Genomic DNA, 19,992 nt, shown 5'->3' with positions numbered 1-19,992 from the left:
ATGAGCTGGCGCGCAGCGGTAGCTGCCTGTCTCGCCGGTTGCCTGGTCAGCCTGCCGGCGCTGGGCATGAAGGCCCTGGATGATGATCAACTGGAGGAGGTCAGCGGCGCGGGCCTGGGTTTCTTCATCGATGGCTTCAGCTACGACCAGGCCACGGCCACTTCGAAGATCACCGGGGTGAAGAACAGCGCCAACCAGGATGTGCAGGTGGATATCACCGGGGCCTATATAAAAGGTGCGGGCAGCCAGCGCGGCACCCTCGACACCAAGGCCTACCTCGGCACCCCCATGCACCCCTTTACCCTCGGCCCGGTGAAGTACAAGGCGGGGCTGAACATCCCGGCCAACCAGGAAGCGCTGCAACTGATGACGCCGACCTGGACCGACCCGATCAACGACACCCACAAGTTCGGCCTCTGGTCCTACTACCAGGGCTGCCTGTATGGCGACGCCGGTTGCACCAACCCGGCCCAGGCGACCAACAAGATCAACACCGAGCTGAGCGCCCTGAAGACCCAGCGCGACACGCTGCTGACCACCTATTCGAACAACATGGTGACGCTCAAGAGCGGCATCGATGCCGACATGGTCGTGGTCAACCAGCGCAAGGCGACGGTGGATGCCGCGCAGGTGGTGCAGAGGAACAACTACAGCACCATGCAGAGCACCTTCAACGTGGCCCCGGCCAGGGTCTGCGATACCGTCCTGGGCATTGCCTGTACCAACAAGCCGGACTTCGGCGAGAAGTACAGTTGCGGCGGCATCGTCGGTTGCAGCAGCAACTCGGGGGTGAAGGCCTACAACGACTCGGTGGACAAGTACGCCAGCAGCACCTCCGACCTCACCAAGGCGCAGCAGGACCTCAGCGCCTCCTGGTCGGTCAGTCGCAACGGCGTCACCCTGAGCCAGCGCGCCAGCGACTACGACAAGTTCGTCCAGCTCTGCGGCGCGCAAGGTGGCAGCGCCACCACCTGCGTCAGCGGCACCATCAGCCGTACCGAGAAGAACGTCTCCACGGTGCAACTGGTCGCCAGCGCCATGCAGAACTCCTCCGGCACCCGTATCCAGGGGCTGGATATCGGTATCGCCACCAAGTTCACCCTGCCCAGCACCGCTTACAACAGCAACGGCAGCGCGGGCGCCACCACGACCCGCACCGACTTCTTCTCCATTGCCCTGGAAAACTTCACCCTCAACGGCTCCTACCTCAATCTGTGGGGCGATGCCGCTGGCCTGAAGGCCTCCATGAGTCTGCAGATGTACGCCGACAAGCTGATCATCGCCGGCTGCGAGAACTGCGCCGACAGCAACAAGGTGGTGGCCAAGAACGTCTACTTCGACCTCAACCTGGGCGATGCCAACTACCAGCCGGCGACGCTCTCGGTGGCCAGCAACGGCGACCTGATGCTCAGCGCGCCGGGCGTCACCTGGGCCAACCACGAGGCCTTCTACCAGAACGTGCAGAAGAGCAATATCAGCATCGGCAACCTGAACATCAGCGGCACCGACGTCGGTTCCCAGGCCATCCGCGGCCTGCGCATCGACTACCTGAACGTCCGCACCGTGAACCTGCCGCGCTAGCGCATGAGGAGACTCGCCGTGAAAACCGCACGCCTTTCGAGCCGACTCCTGGCCCCCCTGTTGCTGCTGGCTGCCGCGATCGCCCACGGCGAGATGCGCGGGCTGGACGACAGTGAAATGGCCGACGTCAGTGGCCAGGACGGCGTCAGCCTGAGCGTCAATTTCAACCTTGCCGCCAACACCGCCGATACCCGCTGCACCGGCGGCTGCGGTGCGCGACTGGCGATCCAGCCGCTCAACAGCACCGGCTACATCGTGCTGGACAACATCAAGGGCACCTTCAGCTTCGACGGCATGTCCATCGACATGGTGACCATCAACAACGGCTTCAATGGTGACGGCGCGCTGTTCAACCGCCAGGCCATGAAAGTTGGCCTGACCAACGCCAGCGCCAGCAACCTGCAATTCACCCTGGGCGGCTCCAACCAGGGCAAGGTATCCGGCAGCGGCCTGCAGCAGACCAACCTGCTGACCTACCAGGCCACTGGCGCGGTCAAGCTCACCGGCAACGTCTACGTCTTCGGCACCCCGTAAGCGAAACGTACAGGCTCTCCGCCCGCCGGCCTTTCCCCCCGGCGCGTTTCACGCGACAATCCCGCCTCGTCGTGTCGGCCTGTCCATGCAGGCACCACCCACAGGTAAACGCCCCTTGATCGAAGAAGCCCGTCGCCGCGCCTACCTTGGCGCCATGCAGGTCGCCAGCTGGCTGCCGCGCGTGGTGCTGCCGTTTGCCGCCCCGTCGCGCCCGGAGCTGCTGGAAACCCCCGCGCCCGTCACGGCCGAGCCCACGGTAGCTGCGCCTGCCGCGGCTGCACGCGGGGCCGCCGCTCCGGTTGTGGCACCCGCGCCTGCGCCGGTCACGGCCGGCGAACCCGGCTCGATCGCCGCGCGCCTGCTGCCCAAGGTCGGTGCCCAGGCCAAGCCGGCCGCGCCGGTCAAAGCCGAGGAGTCGACCGAGGCGGAAGCCGAACCTGCCGTCCGCGCGCCAGTCGCCCCGCCGCCGCGTTTCGCCCTGCAATTGCTGCGCGCCGGCGAATGTATCCTGCTGGTCGAGCTGCCCACCGGAGAGCCGCTGGCCAGCCGTGACCCGGCCTACTTGCTGCTGAAGGACCTGCTGCGTGCCTCTGGCCTGCCGGACAGCCCGCAACTGATGGGCGAGCCGGTACGCTGGCCGCTGTTCTCCCGCGGCAACATGGACCAGGGCCCGCAAGCCGCCCGCGAGTTCGTCCAGGGTTTCGTCGCCGCGCGGCTGGAGGAGGGCGCCCCATGCTCCTGCCTGTGGCTGGTCGGTATGCCCGCCGTGCGCTTCGCTGGCGAAGGCGATGAAGAATCCCTGCTGCGCGAGCTGCAGGTCGAAGGCCTGGGCGTCGCCTGGGCGCTGCCGGGCCTCGAGCGCCTGGCCGAAGAACCCACTTTGAAAGCCGACCTCTGGCGCGCCATGCGCCGGGTGCGGCAACGCTGGATGAGTCAGACCCCTGCATGAGCGACGCTGTTTCCTTCCGCCCGATGACCGAGGCGGACCTCGATGCCGTACTCAAGATCGAATACGCCGCCTTCAGCCACCCCTGGACGCGCGGTACCTTCGCCGACGGCCTGAAGAGCTACGAATGCTGGGTGATGTTCGAAGGCAGCCAGCAGGTCGGCCACGGCGTGATCCAGCTGATCCTCGATGAAGCGCACCTGCTCAACATCACGGTGAAGCCGGAAAGCCAGGGGCGTGGCCTTGGTCTGGCGCTGCTGGAGCACCTGATGAAGCGTGCCCACGAGAAGGGCGGGGTGGAATGCTTCCTCGAAGTCCGCGCCTCCAACGGCCCAGCCTATCGTCTCTACGAGCGCTACGGCTTCAACGAAATCGGCCGCCGCCGCGATTACTACCCGGCAGTCGGCGGTCGTGAAGACGCGCTGGTGATGGCCTGCACGCTGGTCGACTGACTTCGCTGGAAAGTCTCACCGCAGCATGGCGTGGAGCGAAGCGATACCCATCACTGGGTGCGCCTGCCGCAAGGGGCTCGCTCGTCCTGCAAACGTCGCTCGGATCAGACATGTGTACCTGTGGGAGCGGGCCATGCCCGCGATCGCGCGCATGGCGCGCTCCTGCAGGTCTACTTCGCGCGTTCGGCAAAGCGTCGGAATCTGCCGCCTCGATTCCCCCGCAATTATTGAGAAATTTCCTGCCGATCGGGTTTTTCCGAGGGCGATTCCTGGCTTACCCTTAAGACCAATAACAACAAGAACATAAGGTCGCAAACATGAATCGCAGTGATGTGATCGTGGTGGGCGCCGGTATTTCGGGGCTGACCGCGGCCTGGCGTCTGGCGCAAGCCGGGCGGCGGGTGAAAGTGATCGAGGCCAACAAGCGCGTCGGTGGGCGCACCCTCAACCATCGCTTCGCCAGCGGCGAAGTGGTCGAAGTGGGCGGGCAGTGGGTCGGCCCGACCCAGGAGCGTATCCTTTCCCTGTTGGCCGAACTCGGCCTCTCGACCTTTCCGCAATGGAGCCAGGGCGACAACCTCACTCTTTTCGGCGGCCGACTCAGGCCGTATCGCGGCACCATCCCGAAGTTTCCTCCCCACGTTCTGCTCGATGTCCTTCAGGCCCATGTCCGCCTGGACCGCATGGCGCGGGAAATTCCGCTGGGCGACCCCAGCCTGCATCCCAAGGCGCCTCAGTGGGACAGCCTCACCTTCGCCGAGTGGCTGCGGCGCAACGTGCGCACCTCCACCGGGCGCAAGGTCTTCGAGCTGATGTGCGGCGCCGTGTTCGCCGCCAGCCCCCATGACCTCTCGTTTCTCCATGTCCTCTTTTATATCCACGGCGGCACCAACCTCGACACCGTGCTCGGCGTCGAAGGCGGCGCCCAGCAGGACCGCATCGTCGGCGGCTCCCAGCGGATCAGCGAAACCCTGGCCGAGCGCATCGGCGACGTCCAAACCGGCGAACCCGTGCGCGCCGTGCGCCAGGACGGCAGCCGCGTCGAACTGGTGACCGACCGCGGCACGCACCAGGCCAGCCATGTCATCTTCGCCATCCCACCAACGCAACTGCTGCGCATCACCCAGGAACCGCTGTTGCCCAGCTGGCGCGACCAGCTCCTGCAACGGCTGCCGCAAGGCGCGGTGATCAAATGCATGGCGCTCTATGACAAGCCTTTCTGGCGCGACAAGGGCCTCTCCGGTCAGGCCACCAGCGAAACCGGCCCGGTGCGCCTGACCTTCGACAACAGCGTCCCCGATTCCGGACGCGGCGTGCTGCTGGGCTTCATCGAAGGCGACGAGGCGCGGCAATGGAACGCCCGGCCCGCCGGTGACCGCCGTGGCCAGGTGCTGGACTGCTTCGCCCGCTACTTCGGCGAGCAGGCGCTGCAGCCGGTGGATTACGTGGACAAATCCTGGGCCGAGGAGCCCTTCGCCCGCGGCTGCTATGCCGCCCTGTTCCCGCCGGGGCTGTGGAGCAGCGGCGCGGCGCGCCTGCGCGAACCCTACGGACGTCTGCACTTCGCCGGTACGGAAACGGCGACCCGCTGGATGGGTTATTTCGATGGGGCCGTGGAGGCCGGGGAGCGCGCCGCGCGGGAAGTGCTCGGCGCGCGGGAAGATCACGGGGAGGAAGATTATGTGCGACACCTTGGTATTGCGTAGCGGCGGGGCCACCTGGTTCGCCAAGAACAGCGACCGTGAACCCGCCGAAGCGCAACGCCTGATCCGCCTGCCCGCTGTCAGCGGCGACAGCGCGGCCACGGTGCGCACCAGCTACCTGCAGATCCCCCAGACCGCCAACCGCCACGGTGTTATCCTCAGCCAGCCTGCGTGGCTGTGGGGCGCCGAAATGGGCGTCAATGACAAGGGCGTGGCCATCGGCAACGAAGCCGTGTTCACCCGATTGACCCAGCGCGACGGTGAGGCCTTGCTCGGCATGGACTTGCTGCGTCTGGGCCTGGAGCGCGGCGGCAGCGCCCGCGAGGCCCTGGCAGTGATCACCGAACTGCTGGAACGCCACGGCCAGGGCGGCCCGGCCGGCTATCGCAACAAGCGCATGCGCTACGACAACAGCTACCTGATTGCCGACCGTGACGAGGCCTGGGTGCTGGAAACCGCCGGGCGTCTGTGGGCGGCGAAGAAGGTCGAGCGCTGGGCCATCTCCAACGCCCTGAGCCTTGGCCACGAATACGACCTCGCCAGCCCCAACCTGGAAACCCAGGCGCGCCGCTTCGGCTGCTGGAACGGCCGCGGCGACTTCCATTTTGCCCGTGCCTTCGATGGCCGCGTACTGCCCTGGGTGGCTGGCGCCCACCAGCGCCGCCAGCTCAACGAAGACTTCCTCGCCCACTGCCCGGTCCAGGTCGACTGGCTGGCGCTGGTGGTCGCCCTGCGCAGCCATGGCCATCGCGGGCACCGCTTCAATCTGCACGACAACCGGCAGATCTGCCTGCATGCCGGCAGCTTCTGGCGCCCTTCGCAGACCACCGCCAGCCTCATCGCCCGGCTCGACGGCGACTCTCCGCGCCTTGCCGCGACGGCGACTTCCGCCCCCTGCCTGTCGATGTTCCAGCCGCTGGGCTTCGACGAGCGCGCCGGGGAAGGGCTGCTCAGCCGCGAGACCGACGCCGTTGGAGATTCACTCTGGTGGCGCTTCGAAACCGTGCACCAGCGCGCCCTGACCGACCCCGGCTTCGCCGACGCCCTGCGCGCCGGTCACGGCTGGCTGGAAACCGAGTTGCTCGGCGCACTGGATCGGCGCACGCTGGATTGGCCGCGCCTCGCCGCCGAAGGCCAGGCCTGGCACGACGCCTGGCACCAGCTGGCGCTGCAGCAGGCGCCTCGCCCGTCGCGCTGGTGGCGGATGAACGCTGTGCGCTGATGCGGCTTGTCAGCCACGCCTGTGCTGCGTAAGGTGCCGCCAGCCAAATGATGAGGAGCCGGACATGAGCGATCTGCAGGAACTGTTCGACAACAACGCCCGCTGGGCCGAAGCCATCAAGCAGGAAGACCCCGACTTCTTCGCCAAACTGGCCCGCCAGCAGACCCCCGAATACCTGTGGATCGGCTGCTCCGATGCACGCGTACCGTCCAACCAGATCGTCGGCCTGCTGCCCGGCGACCTGTTCGTCCACCGCAACGTCGCTAACGTCGTGCTGCACACCGACCTCAACTGCCTGTCGGTCATCCAGTTCGCCGTCGACGTACTCAAGGTCAAGCACATCCTGGTCACCGGCCACTATGGCTGCGGTGGCGTGCGCGCTGCGCTGCACCACAGCCAGCTCGGCCTGATCGACGGCTGGCTGCGCACCATCCGCGACCTCGCCTACGAATACCGTGACCACCTCGCCCAGTTCGAGAAGGAAGAAGAGCGCGTCGACCGCCTCTGCGAGCTCAACGTCATCCAGCAGGTCGCCAACGTCAGCCACACCAGCATCGTCCAGAACGCCTGGCACCGCGGCCAGAAAATCTCCGTGCACGGCTGCATCTACGGCATCAAGGACGGCATCTGGAAGGACCTCAACGTCACCGTCAGCGGCCTCGACCAGTTGCCGCCGCAATACCGTCTGCGCCCGCTCGGCCAGTCTTGAGCCGACGCCTCTGCGTCATCCCCGGTGACGGCATCGGTCGCGAGGTCGTACCCGTCGCCGTGGAGGTGCTGCAGCGCCTGCTACCCGACCTGCAGGTAGAAGAAGCCGAAGCCGGCTGGGACTGCTTCCAGCGCCACGGCACCTCCGTTCCTGACGCCACCTACGAACGCCTTCGAGCCTGCGGCGCCGGGCTGTTCGGCGCGGTTTCCTCGCCCAGTCACAAGGTCGAGGGCTACCGCAGCGCCATCCTCAGTTTGCGCCAGACGCTGGCGCTGAACCTCAATTTGCGCCCGGTGCGTTCTCGCCCGGTCGTCTCACCGCGCGCAGGCATCGACCTGCTGGTTCTGCGGGAAAACAGCGAAGGCCTCTACAGCGGGCGCGAGCATTGGGAAGCCGAAGGCGTCGCCATCGCTGAGCGAGTCATCAGCCGCGCCGCCTGCGAGCGCCTCGCCGCTGGCGCTGCCGAATTTGCCCGCCTGCGACGTGCCCGGCGAATCACCCTGGTGCACAAGGCCAACGTCCTGCCGCTGACCTGCGGCCTGTTCCGCGACACCTGCCGCGACCTGCTCGCCGAAGACGGCTGGAGCGACGTGCTCGACGAGCGCCTGGTCGACGTCGCCGCCCTGCAACTGGTCGAGCGCCCGGAAGCCTTTGACCTGATCGTCACCACCAACCTCTTCGGCGACATCCTCTCCGACCTCGCCAGCCACTGGGGCGGCGGCCTGGGCCTGGCGCCCTCGCTCAACCTCGGCACCGGCATCGGCCTGGCCGAACCCGTCCACGGCAGCGCCCCCGACATCGCCGGCTCCGGCCGCGCCAACCCGCTGGCCGCCATCCTCAGCGCCGGCATGCTGCTGCGGCATTACTGGCAAATGTCGGCGCTGGCCGACCGGCTCGATGGAGCGGTGGACGCATTCCTGCGGGAGGAGGGCAGTGTGGACTTCGGGGGCGAGACGACGCGGGTGATAGGAAAGGGCGTGCTGGAGCGCCTGGGCTAGACGGACGCCCGTCGCCCTGTCTGGACAGCCCGCCATTCGACACCCAAGGTGAAAGTAATCCTTTCCCCAAGGTCACCGGCATGTGCGGACGCTACGTCAGCCCCGAAGAGGCAGCCATCGAACGCTACTGGCACATCGGCGCGCGCACGCCACCGCGCTGGCTGCAGGCCTGCTACAACGTCGCCCCGACCATGACCGTGCCCATCCTGCGCCACGACGAAAACGGCCAGCTCGAACTGTTGCCCGCCCGCTGGGGCCTGATTCCCACCTGGTGGAAACAGCCCACCCCGCCGCGCTACTCCTTCAACGCCCGCAGCGAAGACGCTGCCGGCAAGCCCCTCTGGCGCCAAGCCCTGCGCAGCACCCGCTGCCTCATGCCCGCGCTGGGCTGGTACGAGTGGAACGAGACGGAATCTGTTCGTAACCCCGCCGGTCGCGAGGTCCACCAGCCGTACTTCATTCACAGCCCGACCGACCCCATCATCGCTATCGCCGGTCTCTGGTCCCTGTGGATAAACCCTAATGGCGGGCCCATCCTCTCCTGCGCCTTGCTGACCCGATCCGCCGTGCCCAGCATCGAACGCATCCATCACCGCATGCCGGTTGTGCTGGCGCCGGAGAACTTCGAGGAGTGGTTATCCGCTGCTACGCGCAGCGAAGCGCTGGACGATTTGATTCACCATGCGCGGGATGACTTTGCGGGGTATCGGGTGACATTGCGGGTGAATGACGCGAGGAATGACTCGGCGGCGTTGATCGAGGAGGCCGAGTAGACGAGAGAGCGGTTTTTTCGCAGGCAAAAGAAAAGGGGTTGAGCTTTCGCTAAACCCCTTTCGAGAGATGGTGGCTACACCGGGACTTGAACCTAGGACATCAGCATTATGAATCGCATGGAGTGACCATCGCTCACCCTCAGAGACCCATATTTCGGGGCTTTCAGAAGGGCTGATAGCTGGATCAACCTTACTATTTCACGCTGGCGCTATGATGTAGTCACCAGTGGTTCGGGTGACTGAGGGGCGGGGTCCTGATGATTGTGTGTCGTGCCTTGGCCGCAGTCACGATCAAACTCCAGGGCACCACTGACCCGCGCGGGCGGACTCATAGAGATCTTGCGCAGTCATGGTTTTGAACGAGCGCCGGCCTGCAAAACTACCCCAGATCAATGAATCGAGTTCCCGAAACAGCGATAGCCTGGAATTGCTGGGACTGTGCATCTGTCTGTCTGCATAAGAATGCATGCTTGCAGAGCCTTCATCGGGAAAGTATTCACTGAAGGGAAGCTCAGATAGGTCGACACCAAATTCTTTAGAGAATCTCTCCAAAAACTCCTCGGCGTCATCTCCAATCAATCGGAGGTCTTCCCCAACTCGAGTGCCCATACTGATTTCGCCTTTGTAGCCCCGGCATTCGCCGTCTAGAAAGGCAATGATGCTTTCAGGCGTAACGTCTCTTGGGATCTGCATTCGTTTCACTCACTTGCGCTGCACATATGTCACGCACGTAGCGTTCGCAGGAAAATTCACGGCTCCCGCGTGAGGTACTGGTTCAGCTCTACGTTGAGCTTATCAGCAGAGTCTTATGGATCGCATGGAGTGCTCATCGCTCACCCTCAGAGGTCCATATTTCGTGGCTTCCAGAGGGTCTGATAGCTGGTTCAACCCTGCTGTTTCACTCTGGCTCTATGATGTAGTCACCTCGAATTCGAACACCCAAGGAAGGATGGCGTGACCCCGACGGATCTATCTCGCATCACCGCTGTGGCGGCAACCACCCAGACCTGCAGAAGAGCAGAGATCGTCGGAGTTAGTTACGACGTGGATTCGCTGCGGGTCGAGGTACGTGACCTTGAGGGCGATGCGCATTGGCAAATCACCTTCCCTGGAATCGAAGGTTTCCGGGTTCTCGATGAAGGCGACCTTGGAGAGTTCTGGGGGCACGTTCCCGGTCTGGTCATCGAGGTGACCGCTGGCGGCTGGTGGGAACAAGAGTGCTCAAGGGCCGGATTCGTCGCTCAATGGACCAAGAAAGTCCGAGAGTATTTTGTAAGTGGCCAAAATGCTTGCGTGAGCGTATTTGCTTGGAGCGAGCCCGAAATCTCGTTGAAGTGATAACCGTTGGCCCGCTTCGTTTACAGGGAGGTTGCAGGTGGTAATGAGAGAGTATTTTGTTGTTGATGTGGCTTATGAGCCGGAAGTCGGTCGCCTGGAGGTGGCTTGGTCGAATAACCACGTCTGGTGGCATTTCGGTGTTCCCGCTGACTTGTTTGAAGAGCTCAAAACTGCCTCGGACAAGACAGATTTCTATTTGAAACACGTGCGAGAGGGTTATCCCGCCCGTCGAAAATGGCGCGATCTTGAAGAGCTATTGGAAATATTTTCGGACATCCATCTGTTTGATCCCCCTCCTCAGGATGTGAACTCTTCAGGGATGGGGGGAGAGCGGCCGTTGCATTTGGCTGCTTCCTGGGGCGATGTCGAGGCGATAGACCTATTAGCCGCCCACGGGGCCGAGGTGGATGCGAAGGGCGATCTGGATGGCACTCCGCTGCTGACCGCTGTCTCTTCTGGTCATGTGGCCGCAGCACGTCGTTTGCTTGAGCTAGGGGCTTCGCCGCACGCCGCAAATGAACTCGGTTCCACTCCTGCCAGCGTGGCAAGCCGAAAGGGTAGCGAACAAATGAAAAAGCTATTCGGTGATTTGCCCTGAGTGGTAAGAAGACTTCGAGCTGTTCAGCTCGTACTGATGGGTTTTGGGCCCGGCAGCAGAGTCTATGAATCGCATGAGAGCCACCCCGCGCAGCCCCGAAGCCTTGTCAATCGGGCCTTTCAGCGTGGATAAACCTCACCTCAACGGGCTGTTTCTGACGATACCCCCGATGTAGTCACCCCAGAGGCTTTACCAATACAGGTACCTCGCGCTAGGGTCTGGACCACTTAATGGAGCGGTAGGTGGAAATGGATTTGTCGGTTCCTGGGGCGAAGGAAGAGCGTGCCAAGCTCAAGCGCCTCCATCAGATTCTGAATGCCTCTGACCTAGTCCCCGATCAGGCGTATCGGATGTCCTCGGGTCTCTACCCCTTGGTTAGCTTCGTCAACCACTGCATCGGGCTCTACCTCAGCAAGAATTACGACGTCATTCCGTTGTTTCTCGCCCGAGCCCATTTCTTTATGCAGGATCGGCCGCCGCAGTCCAATGCCACTGCGTACTACAAGTGGGTGGATGCCTACCTGCTTCAGATGGCGTACGTCTTGAGATGCTTCACCGGAGTCGCACCCGAGCTGCTGGCGCTGCATTTGCCACTGGAGCTGATGGAAGCCGGGGCGCAGGACATTCCGGAATGACCCGCCCGCAAATCATCACCATTGATCTTGGTGGCGTTCGGGGAATAGAGGAACTGCACGAGTGTTTGGGTCAAGCCCTGGGGTTTCCCGATTGGTATGGCCGGAACTGGGATGCTTTCTGGGATGCCATCACGGGATTGGTGGATATGCCGGAAATGCTGGAATTGCACGGATGGTCTGCATTCGCCGTGACCATGCCGAAAGAGTCGGTGCTGTTGTCTGAGCTGTTCGTCGAGATGAATGACAAATATCCGGCGTGGGCGCCAAAGGTCATCTACCGATAATCGACCATAAGGGGCGGAGAGCTTCTCACCAGAAGCTCATTAGTCGCATGAGAGCTATTCCGCGAGCCCCTGAAGCCCTATAAGCCGGGCCTTCCAAAGGCGACGAAACCTCAATTCAACCGGCTGTTTGGTCTGTCCCGGAGCTGGTGGACAGGTAGTTAAGAGTTACTACTCACATAGCGCCGCTCAAACTCCATCGGACTGAGATAGCCCAGCGTCGAGTGGCGGCGACGGTGATTGTAAAAGCGGATGTAGTCGAACAGGTCGTTTTTCGCCTCGTGGTAGCTGGCATAGCGCGTCAGGTACACCCGCTCAGCCTTCAGCGAACGGAAGAAGCTCTCCATCGCGGCGTTGTCCCAGCAGTTCCCGGGACGCGAATGGCTGGGCACGATTCGATGTCGCCGAAGCAAGGCCTGGTAGTCGTACGCGCAGTATTGGCTGCCACGATCCGAGTGCAGCAGCACTTCTTCTTTCGGCTGTCGACGTACAACGGCCATCTCCAGGGCGGCGTGTACCAAGGCCTGCTGCATGCGGTGGTGCATCGCCCAACCGACGACGGCGCGTGAATAGAGATCGAGCACGACTGCCAGATACAGCCAACCTTGGGCCGTCCGCACATAGGTCATGTCCGAGACCCAGTGCCGATTGGCGCGATCCGAGGCGAACTGGCGATCCAGGTGGTTCGGGGCAATCGGCAGAGCATGACGACTGCTGGAAACCAGCCGCCAGCGCTTGCGCGAGCGAACGCGCAGACCGGCTTCGCGCATCAGTCGAGCAACCCGGTGTCGACCACACGCATGCCCCATGGCCGCCAACTCGGCCTTGGTTCGGCGATGGCCATAGATCCCATTCACCTCATGGTGAATGGTGCGGATCTCCTTGCTCAGACGCCGATTCGCCATCTCTCTCGCCGAAGGTGGCCGCTGCTGCCAGGCATAGAAGCCGCTGCGGGATACCCGCAGCAGCCGGCACATTGGCGCTACGGGATAGCGACCAGCCAACGCCTCGATGGCGCGGAACTTCACTTCGTGGTCTGCGAGAAGATGGCGAGCGCCTTTTTTAAAACATCGCGCTCCATGGTGACCTGAGCCAGTTGCTGGCGTAGACGACGCAACGCCGCACTCTCACCACGCTGCTTGCCGTTGCCTGGAAAGGCATCGTCACCTTGCTGCTCGTACTGTCGCTTCCATTTGCCCAGCAGGCTTTCAGCGATGCCGAGCGTCTCGGCTACATGACGAAGCGGCGTGCCGGCAAATACCTGGTCTACTGCCTCGCGTTTGAAGGATTCGGGAAAGCGTCGTCTGGTCTGGGTCATGAACACTCCTCGCGGTGGGCATTATCCACCTTAAGTCAGTGTCCACTCAGCCCGGGACAGACCAGTACGGTCCCATATCGACCTAACTGCTGCTAAAAATCAGGTAAAAAATTACCGAAATCATAAATGTGACCCAAATAATCACTAGCCATGGCCTTATAGCTTTTTTCCTAAATCTCCGCCTGAAAAGCCTCCGAACATTACCACTTAACCCCTGTGTTGCCTTGGTTGTAAGAGTTACCTGCGCCTAAGCTTCCGCCATTATTGCTAGAAGCACCCTTGCTTACACCAGCCCCGACGCCAATAAGTACTGCTGTTCCATTGCCTGGTGAAGAGACCAGCCCGCCACCTACGTAGTAATAAGCCTTGGCTCCGCTTGCCGCGTATCCATTTAGGAAGTTATTGACATCGCCGTCGCGTACATAGGCACGGGTTAACCAACCCGCGTTGACACTTCCGGAGAAACTCAATGCTGAAGGATAAGCTCTATTAAACCCCAAGCCGGCATATGAATTTCCATCTCGACTAAATGTTCCCCACGCGCTGACCATGCACGCATCGACCTGGAAATTAACGAAGTCAGGAGCGCGCATATCATTCTGTCGAGGCATGTTCGCGGCACAATCTGCTGTTGCGCACCGCGCTTCATTGGGATAGCCAGTCAGGCCGCTTGAATCAGACATGTAGCACGCTGTTCCTGGTGGGGCGATACCCGGAGGGCATGGAGCTAGACCATTAGGATCGATGAGGTTGACGGGGTTGCCAAACACATACCCATAGATATTCAGCCCCCCGTTTAGCCCAATCGAATCACTCTGGATATAGCGCCCGGTATCGGTGTCGTAGTCTCGAAAGTAGTTGTAGTGCAGCCCGCTCTCTGCATCGAAGTACTGGCCTGGGAATCTCAGATTCAGCACCGTCTGTTGCCCGCTCCCAAGCGGATCCTGATTCGGTGCGCCGTTGCCGAATGCATCCGATTGCCACTGCCAAATTAGGTCCTGGTTCTCGGCGGTTGCCAGTCGTGGCGTGTTCAGGTGGTCGCTGTGCAGATAGATCACGCGTGGTGTGGCGCTAGCCAGCTTTTCGACACTAGCCAGAGGCATGCTGTCCAGCCACAGATAAGCTTGGCTGCGCTGCTGGGCGCTGGCGCTGCTGTAGTCGGTTTCTGCCAGCAGTTGGCCGTCGGGGCCGTACAGGTAAGTGGTGAACCCCTGGCCGGTGAGTTTGGCCACACGCTGGCCGAGGCTGTTGTAGCGATACTCTGCCACCTGCTGGCCGTTAATCTTCACTGTGGCCAAGCGGTTCTGCGCATCGTAGCCGAGCAGTCGGCTGGAACGGTCCTGGGTCAGGTTGCCGGCGGCGTCGGTGCTGACAGACTGTCCGTCGATGGCGGTCAAGCGGTTGCTATCACTGGCGTACTGATAGGTCGCGCTCACCGTTGCGCCGTTCTCGGTGACTTGGCGCTGTGTGCGGTTGCCTACGCCATCGTAGCTGTAGCTACCTTGCTTGCTGGTGCCGTTCTCACTGGTTAGGCGGTCTAGCGCGTCGTAGCCGTAGCTCAACGTGCCCCAGATGTTGGTGGCCAGTTCGGTGATGTTGCCGTTGGTGTCACGCTGGTAGTCGTTACGCCAAATGCCGACGTCCTGGCGGGTGAGCTGGTAGTCCTGGTCATACTGGCGGTTGAGCTGGATGTCATTGGCCCAGGTCAGTTGCTGTAGAGGGCCGAAGGGCAGGTAGCTGATGCCGCTGGCCACATTGGTGGTGGTGCCGCCATCGAGGGCGAGGGTAACGCTGGTGACCTGTCCGCCCGCGTTGCGTGGATAACCCACTTGCACAGCGCCCGGATACCCGATGCCCACCAGTTGGTCAGCGGCGTCGTACTGGAAGGTCACGGTGTCTGCCAGCGTCTGGCCGTTAATGCTCAGGTTGCGAGCCTGCTCGATCAGGTTGCCGCGAGCGTCGTACCGGTAGGCGAGGGTGCCGCTACCGTCCTGGATCGAGGTTAAGCGGCCGATACCAGCGTTTCCACCCACTGTGGCGTCGTAGCTGTAGGTGGCGTCCAGTGCCGGCGTGGCCGGATAGTGACGGGCTGTCAGTCGGTTCAGAGCGTCGTAGCTGAAGGTCACGACTACACCCCGAGCATCTGTCTGCTTGGTGACGTTGCCGGCGGCATCGTACTCGAAGGTGCTGGTACCGCTATCCGGGCTGATCAGCTTGGTCAGGTTGCCCAGGCCGTCATATTCGTAGCGCGTGGTGACACCGCGCGGATCCTGCACCTTGGTCAGGTTGTCCTGGGCGTCGTAGCCCAGTTGGGTGACGCCATTCAGGGCATCGGTCTGGCTGACCAGTCGATCCAGGGCGTCGAAGCTGCTGGAGTTGCTGAACTGGCGTGGGTTGGTGTGGCCAGTGGGGTTGTCGTTCAGGTCGTACTGGTAGTGATCGGTTTGCGCGCCGGCACCGACCGAACGCAGCAGGCGGCCCAGTTCGTCGTAGACCCAGTTCTGTTGCTGCTTCAGTGTGCCGGTGGCGTCTTTCAGGCGCTGCGCTGTGCGCTTGCCGGCCACGTCGACGTCGTACTCCACACGCTCGCCAAGGTTGTTGGTGATCGCGGTCAGTCGACGCGCCGGGTCGTAGGTGTATTGCAGCCAACTGCCGTCAGCTCGGGTGATCTTGGTCAGTTGCCCGACCGCATCGTGCTCGAAGCTGGTGGTGCTGCTGGCGGTGGTGATACTCGCAAGCTTGGGATCCACGCCGCTGTAGGTCAGGGTGCTGACCACACCGTTGGCGTCGGTGATGGTGCCGGGGTTGCCACGATCATCGTAATTGCCCAGCAGGGTTTCCTGCCCCAGGGCGTTGGTGGCCTTGGTGACGTTGCCCTTGGCGTCGTAGGTGTAGTGGGTGACGTCCTGCACGTCAGTACGTGGGCCGTCGGCTGTTTCGATCAGTCCCTGGGCGGTATAGGTGTAGTTCCAGCTACGCTCTGCCGCTGTCGCGGACATAGCGATGCCGCAGGCAAGGGCGAGCGCGCCCAGCCTGTACATGGGATGTACCTGCATGATGACTTCCTTGGTATTTAGCGGGGGGTAACGATCTGGCCGGTCTGGCGGCCTTGGGCGTCGTACTGGTAGGTAGTGATGCGGTCTGGTTCGATGACTTTGGTTTTCAGGAACAAGGTCGGATGCCACTCGGTGGTGGTGGTACGAGCCTGCTGGGTGCCGAAGGCTTCGGTGCGGCTGGTTTCGAGGCCGCGGTCGTTGTAATCGTAGGTCGTGAGGTTGCCATTGGCGTCGGCCATTTTTTCAAGCAGACCTTGCGAGTTGTAGGTGTAGTTAGAGTTGCTGTACGGACAGTTTGTCGATGCTTGCCCTGTAATCGAGTCAATAAGCCTCTGGCCTTGAACTAAAGAGAAATGATATGTCGTCTTCTTGTTGTATTCATTTGTAGCGGTAACGGTGTCGGGGGCGATATATGTTAGATCAACTTTGTTAGTGCCTTGGGCATGTTCACTTGAAACCGCTCTTCCTTGAGAGTCATAACTCCACTTTGCGAAAGTGATACCGTTAGCGTCTGTAATAGAGGTAAGAAGCCCTGGTTGAGATCCGGGTGAGTAAGTGTAGTTAGTTGTTTTGGTGATTCCATTACTTGTTTTTGATGCGCTTTTCAGTCGGATGGCATCGTACGTGTACACGATTGCTGTGTTCTCTGAGGTGAACGACTTGGGTTGGTGTAAAGAATCCTCAGAGATTTTGGCGATTGCATGCTGATCATAACTGACAGTGATGGTCTTATCTGTGTAGCTCAGCTGTAAGGTAATTCCAGGTTTCGAGGTTATGGAGGTAAGCTTCCCAGAAGATGAAAATGTAAGAATTTCGCTGTTGGCAGAGTTGTAAGTATAGGAACTTAATCCAGTGATGATGCTGCCTGGTGTTGTTTTTGAAACAAACTTTCCATCGATAGGGCTGAATAAGTGCTCGCTACCGTCAGAATTTATAAGTAGTACGTTGCCATTAATAAACGTTAGGTGTGTTGAAAGGCTGTGTCGCCAAAGCCCATCGACGCTATTATAGCTTCTGGAAAAACCAAATAATTTGCTGGAATAATCTAACTCTTCTTGATACTTGTTTCCAATTGCAATATTTATCGGGTTGCCTTGCGTCGGTGAGGGTGTGTCGCACGACATGGCCGCTGTTGGTCTCCCCTTGTGATTGGCCAATAGACATTGTTTCGAATTGAAGTCGAAAGTGGTTCCGTTTGCACAAGTGATGCTGGATTTCTGAGCAGCTCCGAAGGCAGTAAATCCTGTAGAGGTTTTCATTGCACATCTTAGAGTTTCAGGTGGATTGTAGTAGTTCTCGTCAGGGAGATACCTGTCAGCTAAATGTGGCCACCAGTCGGAGTATAAAAAGTCACACACTTCTTTTGCTGAGCCGAAAACGGGCTTTGGGGTATTGGATGTAAACCAAAATGTGTAAGTTTCTGCGTGGCTGTAGTTTCCAAGCGATTGGATAAAAATGGCAAGCGCCAAAGCTATGTGGGGTTTCATAAGGCATCCGTATCGATTGTTCTGAGAGTTGAAAGGTTTGGCTGATTAGCATTAATCGTGATTTGAACTGGGAGCAGGAATAAAAAATCCGGCGCGTGGCCGGATTTCAAAAAAGTCAGTAGCTGGATATTTCTTTGCTCAGCTTGAGTAATTTATATTCCTCGATTCCCAACACAGCAACTTTAATTAGCTGAAACACTACAATATATGGGGGATACATGGGCAACAGGGGGACAACAAACGGCAGAAGAGGATGCGTAATCGGAGAGGCTGCGATTGATCGCATGCAGACGGACCGTGAGCGGTCTGAGGGGGAGTGCTGATTCTGATCGGCCATATTTCGGCGTTAGAGCGGCTTTTTACGTGCCTTGCTCTAAATGGGCTCGCCTTGCTGGTCTCGAGAATAGGATCTGATTTGACGTCGCAAGGGAAGGAAGCACGAGCAGCTTGGCCGGGTGTCTGTCTCCGCTCGCATAGACCATTCAGCTTCTCTTATGATATCAATGATTTCATTGATTTCTCCCGGAGGGCTCTATGGCCAGCATCACGATTAGAAACCTAGACGAAGACCTCAAGGCCAAGCTCCGAGTGGTTGCAGCGAACCATGGCCGCTCGATGGAAGAGGAGGTCCGAGTAATTCTCGCCCAAGCGCTTTCTCCGAAAGAAAAGCAGAGTGGTTTGGGAAGCCGCATTCATGCCCGTTTTGCGTCGGTTGGCGGGGCAGATATTGAGCTGCCGGCATGCAAGGCCAAGGCTCGGGCTGCGGACTTCGACGAATGATTCTGCTCGATACTAATGTCTTGTCGGAGTTGATGAGGGCAAAGCCGGATCCGGCTGTGATTGCCTGGATCGATGCTCAACCTGCCCAGGATCTGCTGATCTCCTCGATCACGGTGGCTGAGATCCTTTATGGCATCGCCAGGATGCCGGAAGGTAAGCGCAGGCAAGCGCTACAGGACGTGGCCATCGCTATGTTCGAAGAGGACTTTGATGGGAGGATCTTGCCGTTCGATGCGGACGCCGCAGTGCATTACGCGGAGTTGGCGGCAGACAGTGAGGCCAAGGGAAAGATTCCCGATATGGCGGACGGGCAAATCGCTGCGATTGCCCGGCTTCACGGAGTGCAGATCGCCACGCGGAACGTCCGTCACTTTGAAAGCTTTGGCGTCCCGCTGACTAACCCATGGGGACTGTAGCGGGCTTTGGGGAGATTTCTGATTTAGGTTTGCTGCGGAACCAGATCTGACCTGTCTCGGATCCATGCTGCCTGCGCCTCTGAAGATCGAATAGGCGCGATTCATGAATGAGATGCCGCCAACTGCTACATCCATATTTCTTTGGGGTGTGCTCCGGCCAATTTTCCTCGAGTGTCTTAATTGCCTCAGCTAGACAGGTCCAGCCATCAACAGCAAAAGCTTGTTCGATCTTTTTCAGGTACTGAACGACTACCGTTTGGGGCCAGTTATGAGGTTGGCCGTCAACAATCCCGAAAACGAGAAGATCATCGAAACCTGGAGCTTGCATTAGCTCTTTTATCGCTTTCGTGGCCCGATTAGCTGTCTCTACCCATCCACGAAGCTCCTGATGTTGTTTATCAATTGCGGCATGAGTTGTGTCTAGGTAGCTCAACGCCTTCTGGCAGTCTTCGTAGCTCTGAAGATTGAAACGCTCTGTGAAGTGATGCACGAGCTCATTGCGGAGCGCCACGAAGCTATCTAAGCGATCTTTAGTATCTTGGAGCTCTTGCCCGGATAGCGGTGCATGGAACGTCACTCGGAACAGCGGTTCTGTTGCGCCCACTCCCCAGTTGTCCGCTTCGTCGTCTTGTGCATTGTTTAAAAAGCCGCTGACGAGTGTGTTTTTGACTTGGCCAAGGGTCTTGTCGGCAAACTCTTTTGTTCGCTTGGCGAAATTGTCCCCTATGGTCGTGACGGAGCCCCCAATCTGCTGGGTAGAGATGAGTCGCTTCACTCCCTGCTCGTACTGCTGCAATCGAATGATGCAAACGCCAACTTTTCGAGCGATGTCGTTTTGAAGGGGGGTTAAGTCAATAGCTGGCTCGTCCATGCCTGTCTCCATCCATATCTGGGGTATGACAAGGCTAGAGATCGGGAGCTAGGGGAGCAACAGATTTGGGAGGTAGACAGGGTGTAGTCACTTCGTAGTCACTACCCCAGAAAGCACAAAGGGCTAGCTTTCGCTAACCCTTTGTTTTGTATGGTGGCTACACCGGGACTTGAACCTGGGACATCAGCATTATGAATGCTGCGCTCTAACCGACTGAGCTATGTAGCCGAGTGGCGCGCATTTTCCGCAGATCGAGGGGGGGTGTCAACCCCTTTTCTTGAATATTGTTCTGAT

The 19,992-nt window shown here is 60.2% G+C and carries 21 protein-coding genes and 1 tRNA gene; 15 read left to right on the top strand and 7 right to left on the bottom strand.

What is annotated here, in order from left to right:
* The 9 genes from IB275_RS25860 (at position 1) to IB275_RS25820 (ending at position 8,918) form a co-directional block, all read left to right on the top strand.
* Positions 1–1,581 (top strand): hypothetical protein, encoded by a 1,581-nt coding sequence (locus tag IB275_RS25860; protein ID WP_192292443.1) that lies wholly within the window; start codon positions 1–3, stop codon positions 1,579–1,581.
* 18 nt (positions 1,582–1,599) lie between these two features.
* Complete coding sequence (locus tag IB275_RS25855; protein ID WP_318652554.1) at positions 1,600–2,115, top strand: DUF6160 family protein; 516 nt, start codon at positions 1,600–1,602, stop codon at positions 2,113–2,115.
* A 115-nt stretch (positions 2,116–2,230) separates the two neighbouring features.
* Positions 2,231–3,064 carry an energy transducer TonB gene (locus tag IB275_RS25850; RefSeq protein ID WP_192292438.1) on the top strand — a complete coding sequence of 278 codons (834 nt, stop codon included), beginning with the start codon at positions 2,231–2,233 and terminating at the stop codon, positions 3,062–3,064.
* On the top strand, positions 3,061–3,513 hold the full coding sequence (gene rimI, locus IB275_RS25845; RefSeq protein WP_081516411.1) for a ribosomal protein S18-alanine N-acetyltransferase: 453 nt from the start codon (positions 3,061–3,063) through the stop codon (positions 3,511–3,513). The genes IB275_RS25850 and rimI overlap by 4 nt, the downstream gene beginning before the upstream one ends.
* 317 nt (positions 3,514–3,830) lie before the next feature.
* Positions 3,831–5,219, top strand: a complete 1,389-nt coding sequence (locus IB275_RS25840; RefSeq protein WP_192292435.1) for a flavin monoamine oxidase family protein — start codon at positions 3,831–3,833, stop codon at positions 5,217–5,219.
* The gene (locus IB275_RS25835) at positions 5,194–6,438 is read left to right on the top strand and encodes a C69 family dipeptidase (RefSeq protein WP_192292432.1); all 1,245 of its coding nucleotides are present in this window, start codon (positions 5,194–5,196) and stop codon (positions 6,436–6,438) included. The genes IB275_RS25840 and IB275_RS25835 overlap by 26 nt, the downstream gene beginning before the upstream one ends.
* Positions 6,439–6,502: 64 nt before the next feature.
* Positions 6,503–7,147: a carbonate dehydratase gene (gene can / locus IB275_RS25830; RefSeq protein WP_081516408.1), complete on the top strand. Its 645-nt coding sequence runs from the start codon at positions 6,503–6,505 to the stop codon at positions 7,145–7,147.
* Positions 7,144–8,145: an isocitrate/isopropylmalate dehydrogenase family protein gene (locus IB275_RS25825; protein WP_192292429.1), complete on the top strand. Its 1,002-nt coding sequence runs from the start codon at positions 7,144–7,146 to the stop codon at positions 8,143–8,145. The genes can and IB275_RS25825 overlap by 4 nt, the downstream gene beginning before the upstream one ends.
* Positions 8,146–8,225: 80 nt before the next feature.
* The gene (locus IB275_RS25820) at positions 8,226–8,918 is read left to right on the top strand and encodes an SOS response-associated peptidase (protein WP_192292426.1); all 693 of its coding nucleotides are present in this window, start codon (positions 8,226–8,228) and stop codon (positions 8,916–8,918) included.
* Between the two features lie 291 nt (positions 8,919–9,209).
* Here the strand turns inward: IB275_RS25820 and IB275_RS25815 are convergent, their stop codons facing one another.
* Positions 9,210–9,611: a DUF1493 family protein gene (locus tag IB275_RS25815; protein ID WP_192292423.1), complete on the bottom strand. Its 402-nt coding sequence runs from the start codon at positions 9,609–9,611 to the stop codon at positions 9,210–9,212.
* A gap of 261 nt (positions 9,612–9,872) precedes the next feature.
* Here IB275_RS25815 and IB275_RS25810 point away from each other — a divergent pair, with 261 nt between their 5' ends.
* The 4 genes from IB275_RS25810 (at position 9,873) to IB275_RS25795 (ending at position 11,773) form a co-directional block, all read left to right on the top strand.
* The gene (locus tag IB275_RS25810) at positions 9,873–10,256 is read left to right on the top strand and encodes a hypothetical protein (protein ID WP_192292420.1); all 384 of its coding nucleotides are present in this window, start codon (positions 9,873–9,875) and stop codon (positions 10,254–10,256) included.
* 43 nt (positions 10,257–10,299) lie between these two features.
* Positions 10,300–10,854, top strand: coding sequence for an ankyrin repeat domain-containing protein (locus IB275_RS25805; protein WP_192292416.1), 555 nt, complete (start codon positions 10,300–10,302; stop codon positions 10,852–10,854).
* 242 nt (positions 10,855–11,096) lie between these two features.
* Positions 11,097–11,489 carry a hypothetical protein gene (locus tag IB275_RS25800; protein WP_192292413.1) on the top strand — a complete coding sequence of 131 codons (393 nt, stop codon included), beginning with the start codon at positions 11,097–11,099 and terminating at the stop codon, positions 11,487–11,489.
* Positions 11,486–11,773 carry a barstar family protein gene (locus tag IB275_RS25795; protein WP_192292411.1) on the top strand — a complete coding sequence of 96 codons (288 nt, stop codon included), beginning with the start codon at positions 11,486–11,488 and terminating at the stop codon, positions 11,771–11,773. The genes IB275_RS25800 and IB275_RS25795 overlap by 4 nt, the downstream gene beginning before the upstream one ends.
* A 158-nt stretch (positions 11,774–11,931) precedes the next feature.
* On the opposite strand, the gene IB275_RS25790 is transcribed toward IB275_RS25795, so the two are convergent.
* The 4 genes from IB275_RS25790 to IB275_RS25775 all read right to left on the bottom strand — a co-directional run bounded on the left by IB275_RS25790 (position 11,932) and on the right by IB275_RS25775 (position 17,631).
* Positions 11,932–12,798, bottom strand: coding sequence for an IS3 family transposase (locus IB275_RS25790; RefSeq protein WP_192292408.1), 867 nt, complete (start codon positions 12,796–12,798; stop codon positions 11,932–11,934).
* The gene (locus IB275_RS25785) at positions 12,795–13,088 is read right to left on the bottom strand and encodes a transposase (RefSeq protein ID WP_192292405.1); all 294 of its coding nucleotides are present in this window, start codon (positions 13,086–13,088) and stop codon (positions 12,795–12,797) included. Before IB275_RS25785 ends, IB275_RS25790 begins: the two co-directional genes overlap by 4 nt.
* 200 nt (positions 13,089–13,288) lie before the next feature.
* The gene (locus tag IB275_RS25780) at positions 13,289–16,144 is read right to left on the bottom strand and encodes an RHS repeat-associated core domain-containing protein (RefSeq protein WP_225607665.1); all 2,856 of its coding nucleotides are present in this window, start codon (positions 16,142–16,144) and stop codon (positions 13,289–13,291) included.
* Positions 16,145–16,161: 17 nt separating this feature from the next.
* Positions 16,162–17,631: a DUF6531 domain-containing protein gene (locus IB275_RS25775; protein ID WP_192292402.1), complete on the bottom strand. Its 1,470-nt coding sequence runs from the start codon at positions 17,629–17,631 to the stop codon at positions 16,162–16,164.
* A 534-nt stretch (positions 17,632–18,165) separates the two neighbouring features.
* Between IB275_RS25775 and IB275_RS25770 the strand changes: the two genes are divergently transcribed.
* Both IB275_RS25770 and IB275_RS25765 read left to right on the top strand, forming a co-directional pair.
* Positions 18,166–18,411, top strand: a complete 246-nt coding sequence (locus tag IB275_RS25770; RefSeq protein ID WP_192292399.1) for a FitA-like ribbon-helix-helix domain-containing protein — start codon at positions 18,166–18,168, stop codon at positions 18,409–18,411.
* Complete coding sequence (locus tag IB275_RS25765; protein WP_192292396.1) at positions 18,408–18,827, top strand: type II toxin-antitoxin system VapC family toxin; 420 nt, start codon at positions 18,408–18,410, stop codon at positions 18,825–18,827. Before IB275_RS25770 ends, IB275_RS25765 begins: the two co-directional genes overlap by 4 nt.
* Here the strand turns inward: IB275_RS25765 and IB275_RS25760 are convergent.
* Positions 18,808–19,698: an OST-HTH/LOTUS domain-containing protein gene (locus IB275_RS25760; protein ID WP_192292393.1), complete on the bottom strand. Its 891-nt coding sequence runs from the start codon at positions 19,696–19,698 to the stop codon at positions 18,808–18,810. The genes IB275_RS25765 and IB275_RS25760 overlap by 20 nt on opposite strands.
* A 151-nt stretch (positions 19,699–19,849) precedes the next feature.
* A tRNA-Met gene (locus IB275_RS25755) sits at positions 19,850–19,926 on the bottom strand.
* Between the last annotated feature and the right edge of the window lie 66 nt (positions 19,927–19,992).

The organism is Pseudomonas sp. PDM21, assembly GCF_014852505.2.
Taxonomy (GTDB): domain Bacteria; phylum Pseudomonadota; class Gammaproteobacteria; order Pseudomonadales; family Pseudomonadaceae; genus Pseudomonas.
Note: the sequence above shows the minus strand (reverse complement) of the source record. Positions and strands in the feature narration are given on the sequence as shown.

Coding starts and splice junctions, on each gene's coding strand:
- IB275_RS25770 (WP_192292399.1), top strand. CDS start 18,166: ATGGCCAGCATCACGATTAGAAACCTAGACGAAGACCTCAAGGCCAAG.
- IB275_RS25815 (WP_192292423.1), bottom strand. CDS start 9,611: ATGCAGATCCCAAGAGACGTTACGCCTGAAAGCATCATTGCCTTTCTA.
- IB275_RS25775 (WP_192292402.1), bottom strand. CDS start 17,631: ATGAAACCCCACATAGCTTTGGCGCTTGCCATTTTTATCCAATCGCTT.
- IB275_RS25840 (WP_192292435.1), top strand. CDS start 3,831: ATGAATCGCAGTGATGTGATCGTGGTGGGCGCCGGTATTTCGGGGCTG.
- IB275_RS25765 (WP_192292396.1), top strand. CDS start 18,408: ATGATTCTGCTCGATACTAATGTCTTGTCGGAGTTGATGAGGGCAAAG.
- IB275_RS25860 (WP_192292443.1), top strand. CDS start 1: ATGAGCTGGCGCGCAGCGGTAGCTGCCTGTCTCGCCGGTTGCCTGGTC.
- IB275_RS25760 (WP_192292393.1), bottom strand. CDS start 19,698: ATGGACGAGCCAGCTATTGACTTAACCCCCCTTCAAAACGACATCGCT.
- can (WP_081516408.1), top strand. CDS start 6,503: ATGAGCGATCTGCAGGAACTGTTCGACAACAACGCCCGCTGGGCCGAA.
- IB275_RS25805 (WP_192292416.1), top strand. CDS start 10,300: ATGAGAGAGTATTTTGTTGTTGATGTGGCTTATGAGCCGGAAGTCGGT.
- rimI (WP_081516411.1), top strand. CDS start 3,061: ATGAGCGACGCTGTTTCCTTCCGCCCGATGACCGAGGCGGACCTCGAT.
- IB275_RS25780 (WP_225607665.1), bottom strand. CDS start 16,144: ATGCAGGTACATCCCATGTACAGGCTGGGCGCGCTCGCCCTTGCCTGC.
- IB275_RS25820 (WP_192292426.1), top strand. CDS start 8,226: ATGTGCGGACGCTACGTCAGCCCCGAAGAGGCAGCCATCGAACGCTAC.
- IB275_RS25785 (WP_192292405.1), bottom strand. CDS start 13,088: ATGACCCAGACCAGACGACGCTTTCCCGAATCCTTCAAACGCGAGGCA.
- IB275_RS25795 (WP_192292411.1), top strand. CDS start 11,486: ATGACCCGCCCGCAAATCATCACCATTGATCTTGGTGGCGTTCGGGGA.
- IB275_RS25835 (WP_192292432.1), top strand. CDS start 5,194: ATGTGCGACACCTTGGTATTGCGTAGCGGCGGGGCCACCTGGTTCGCC.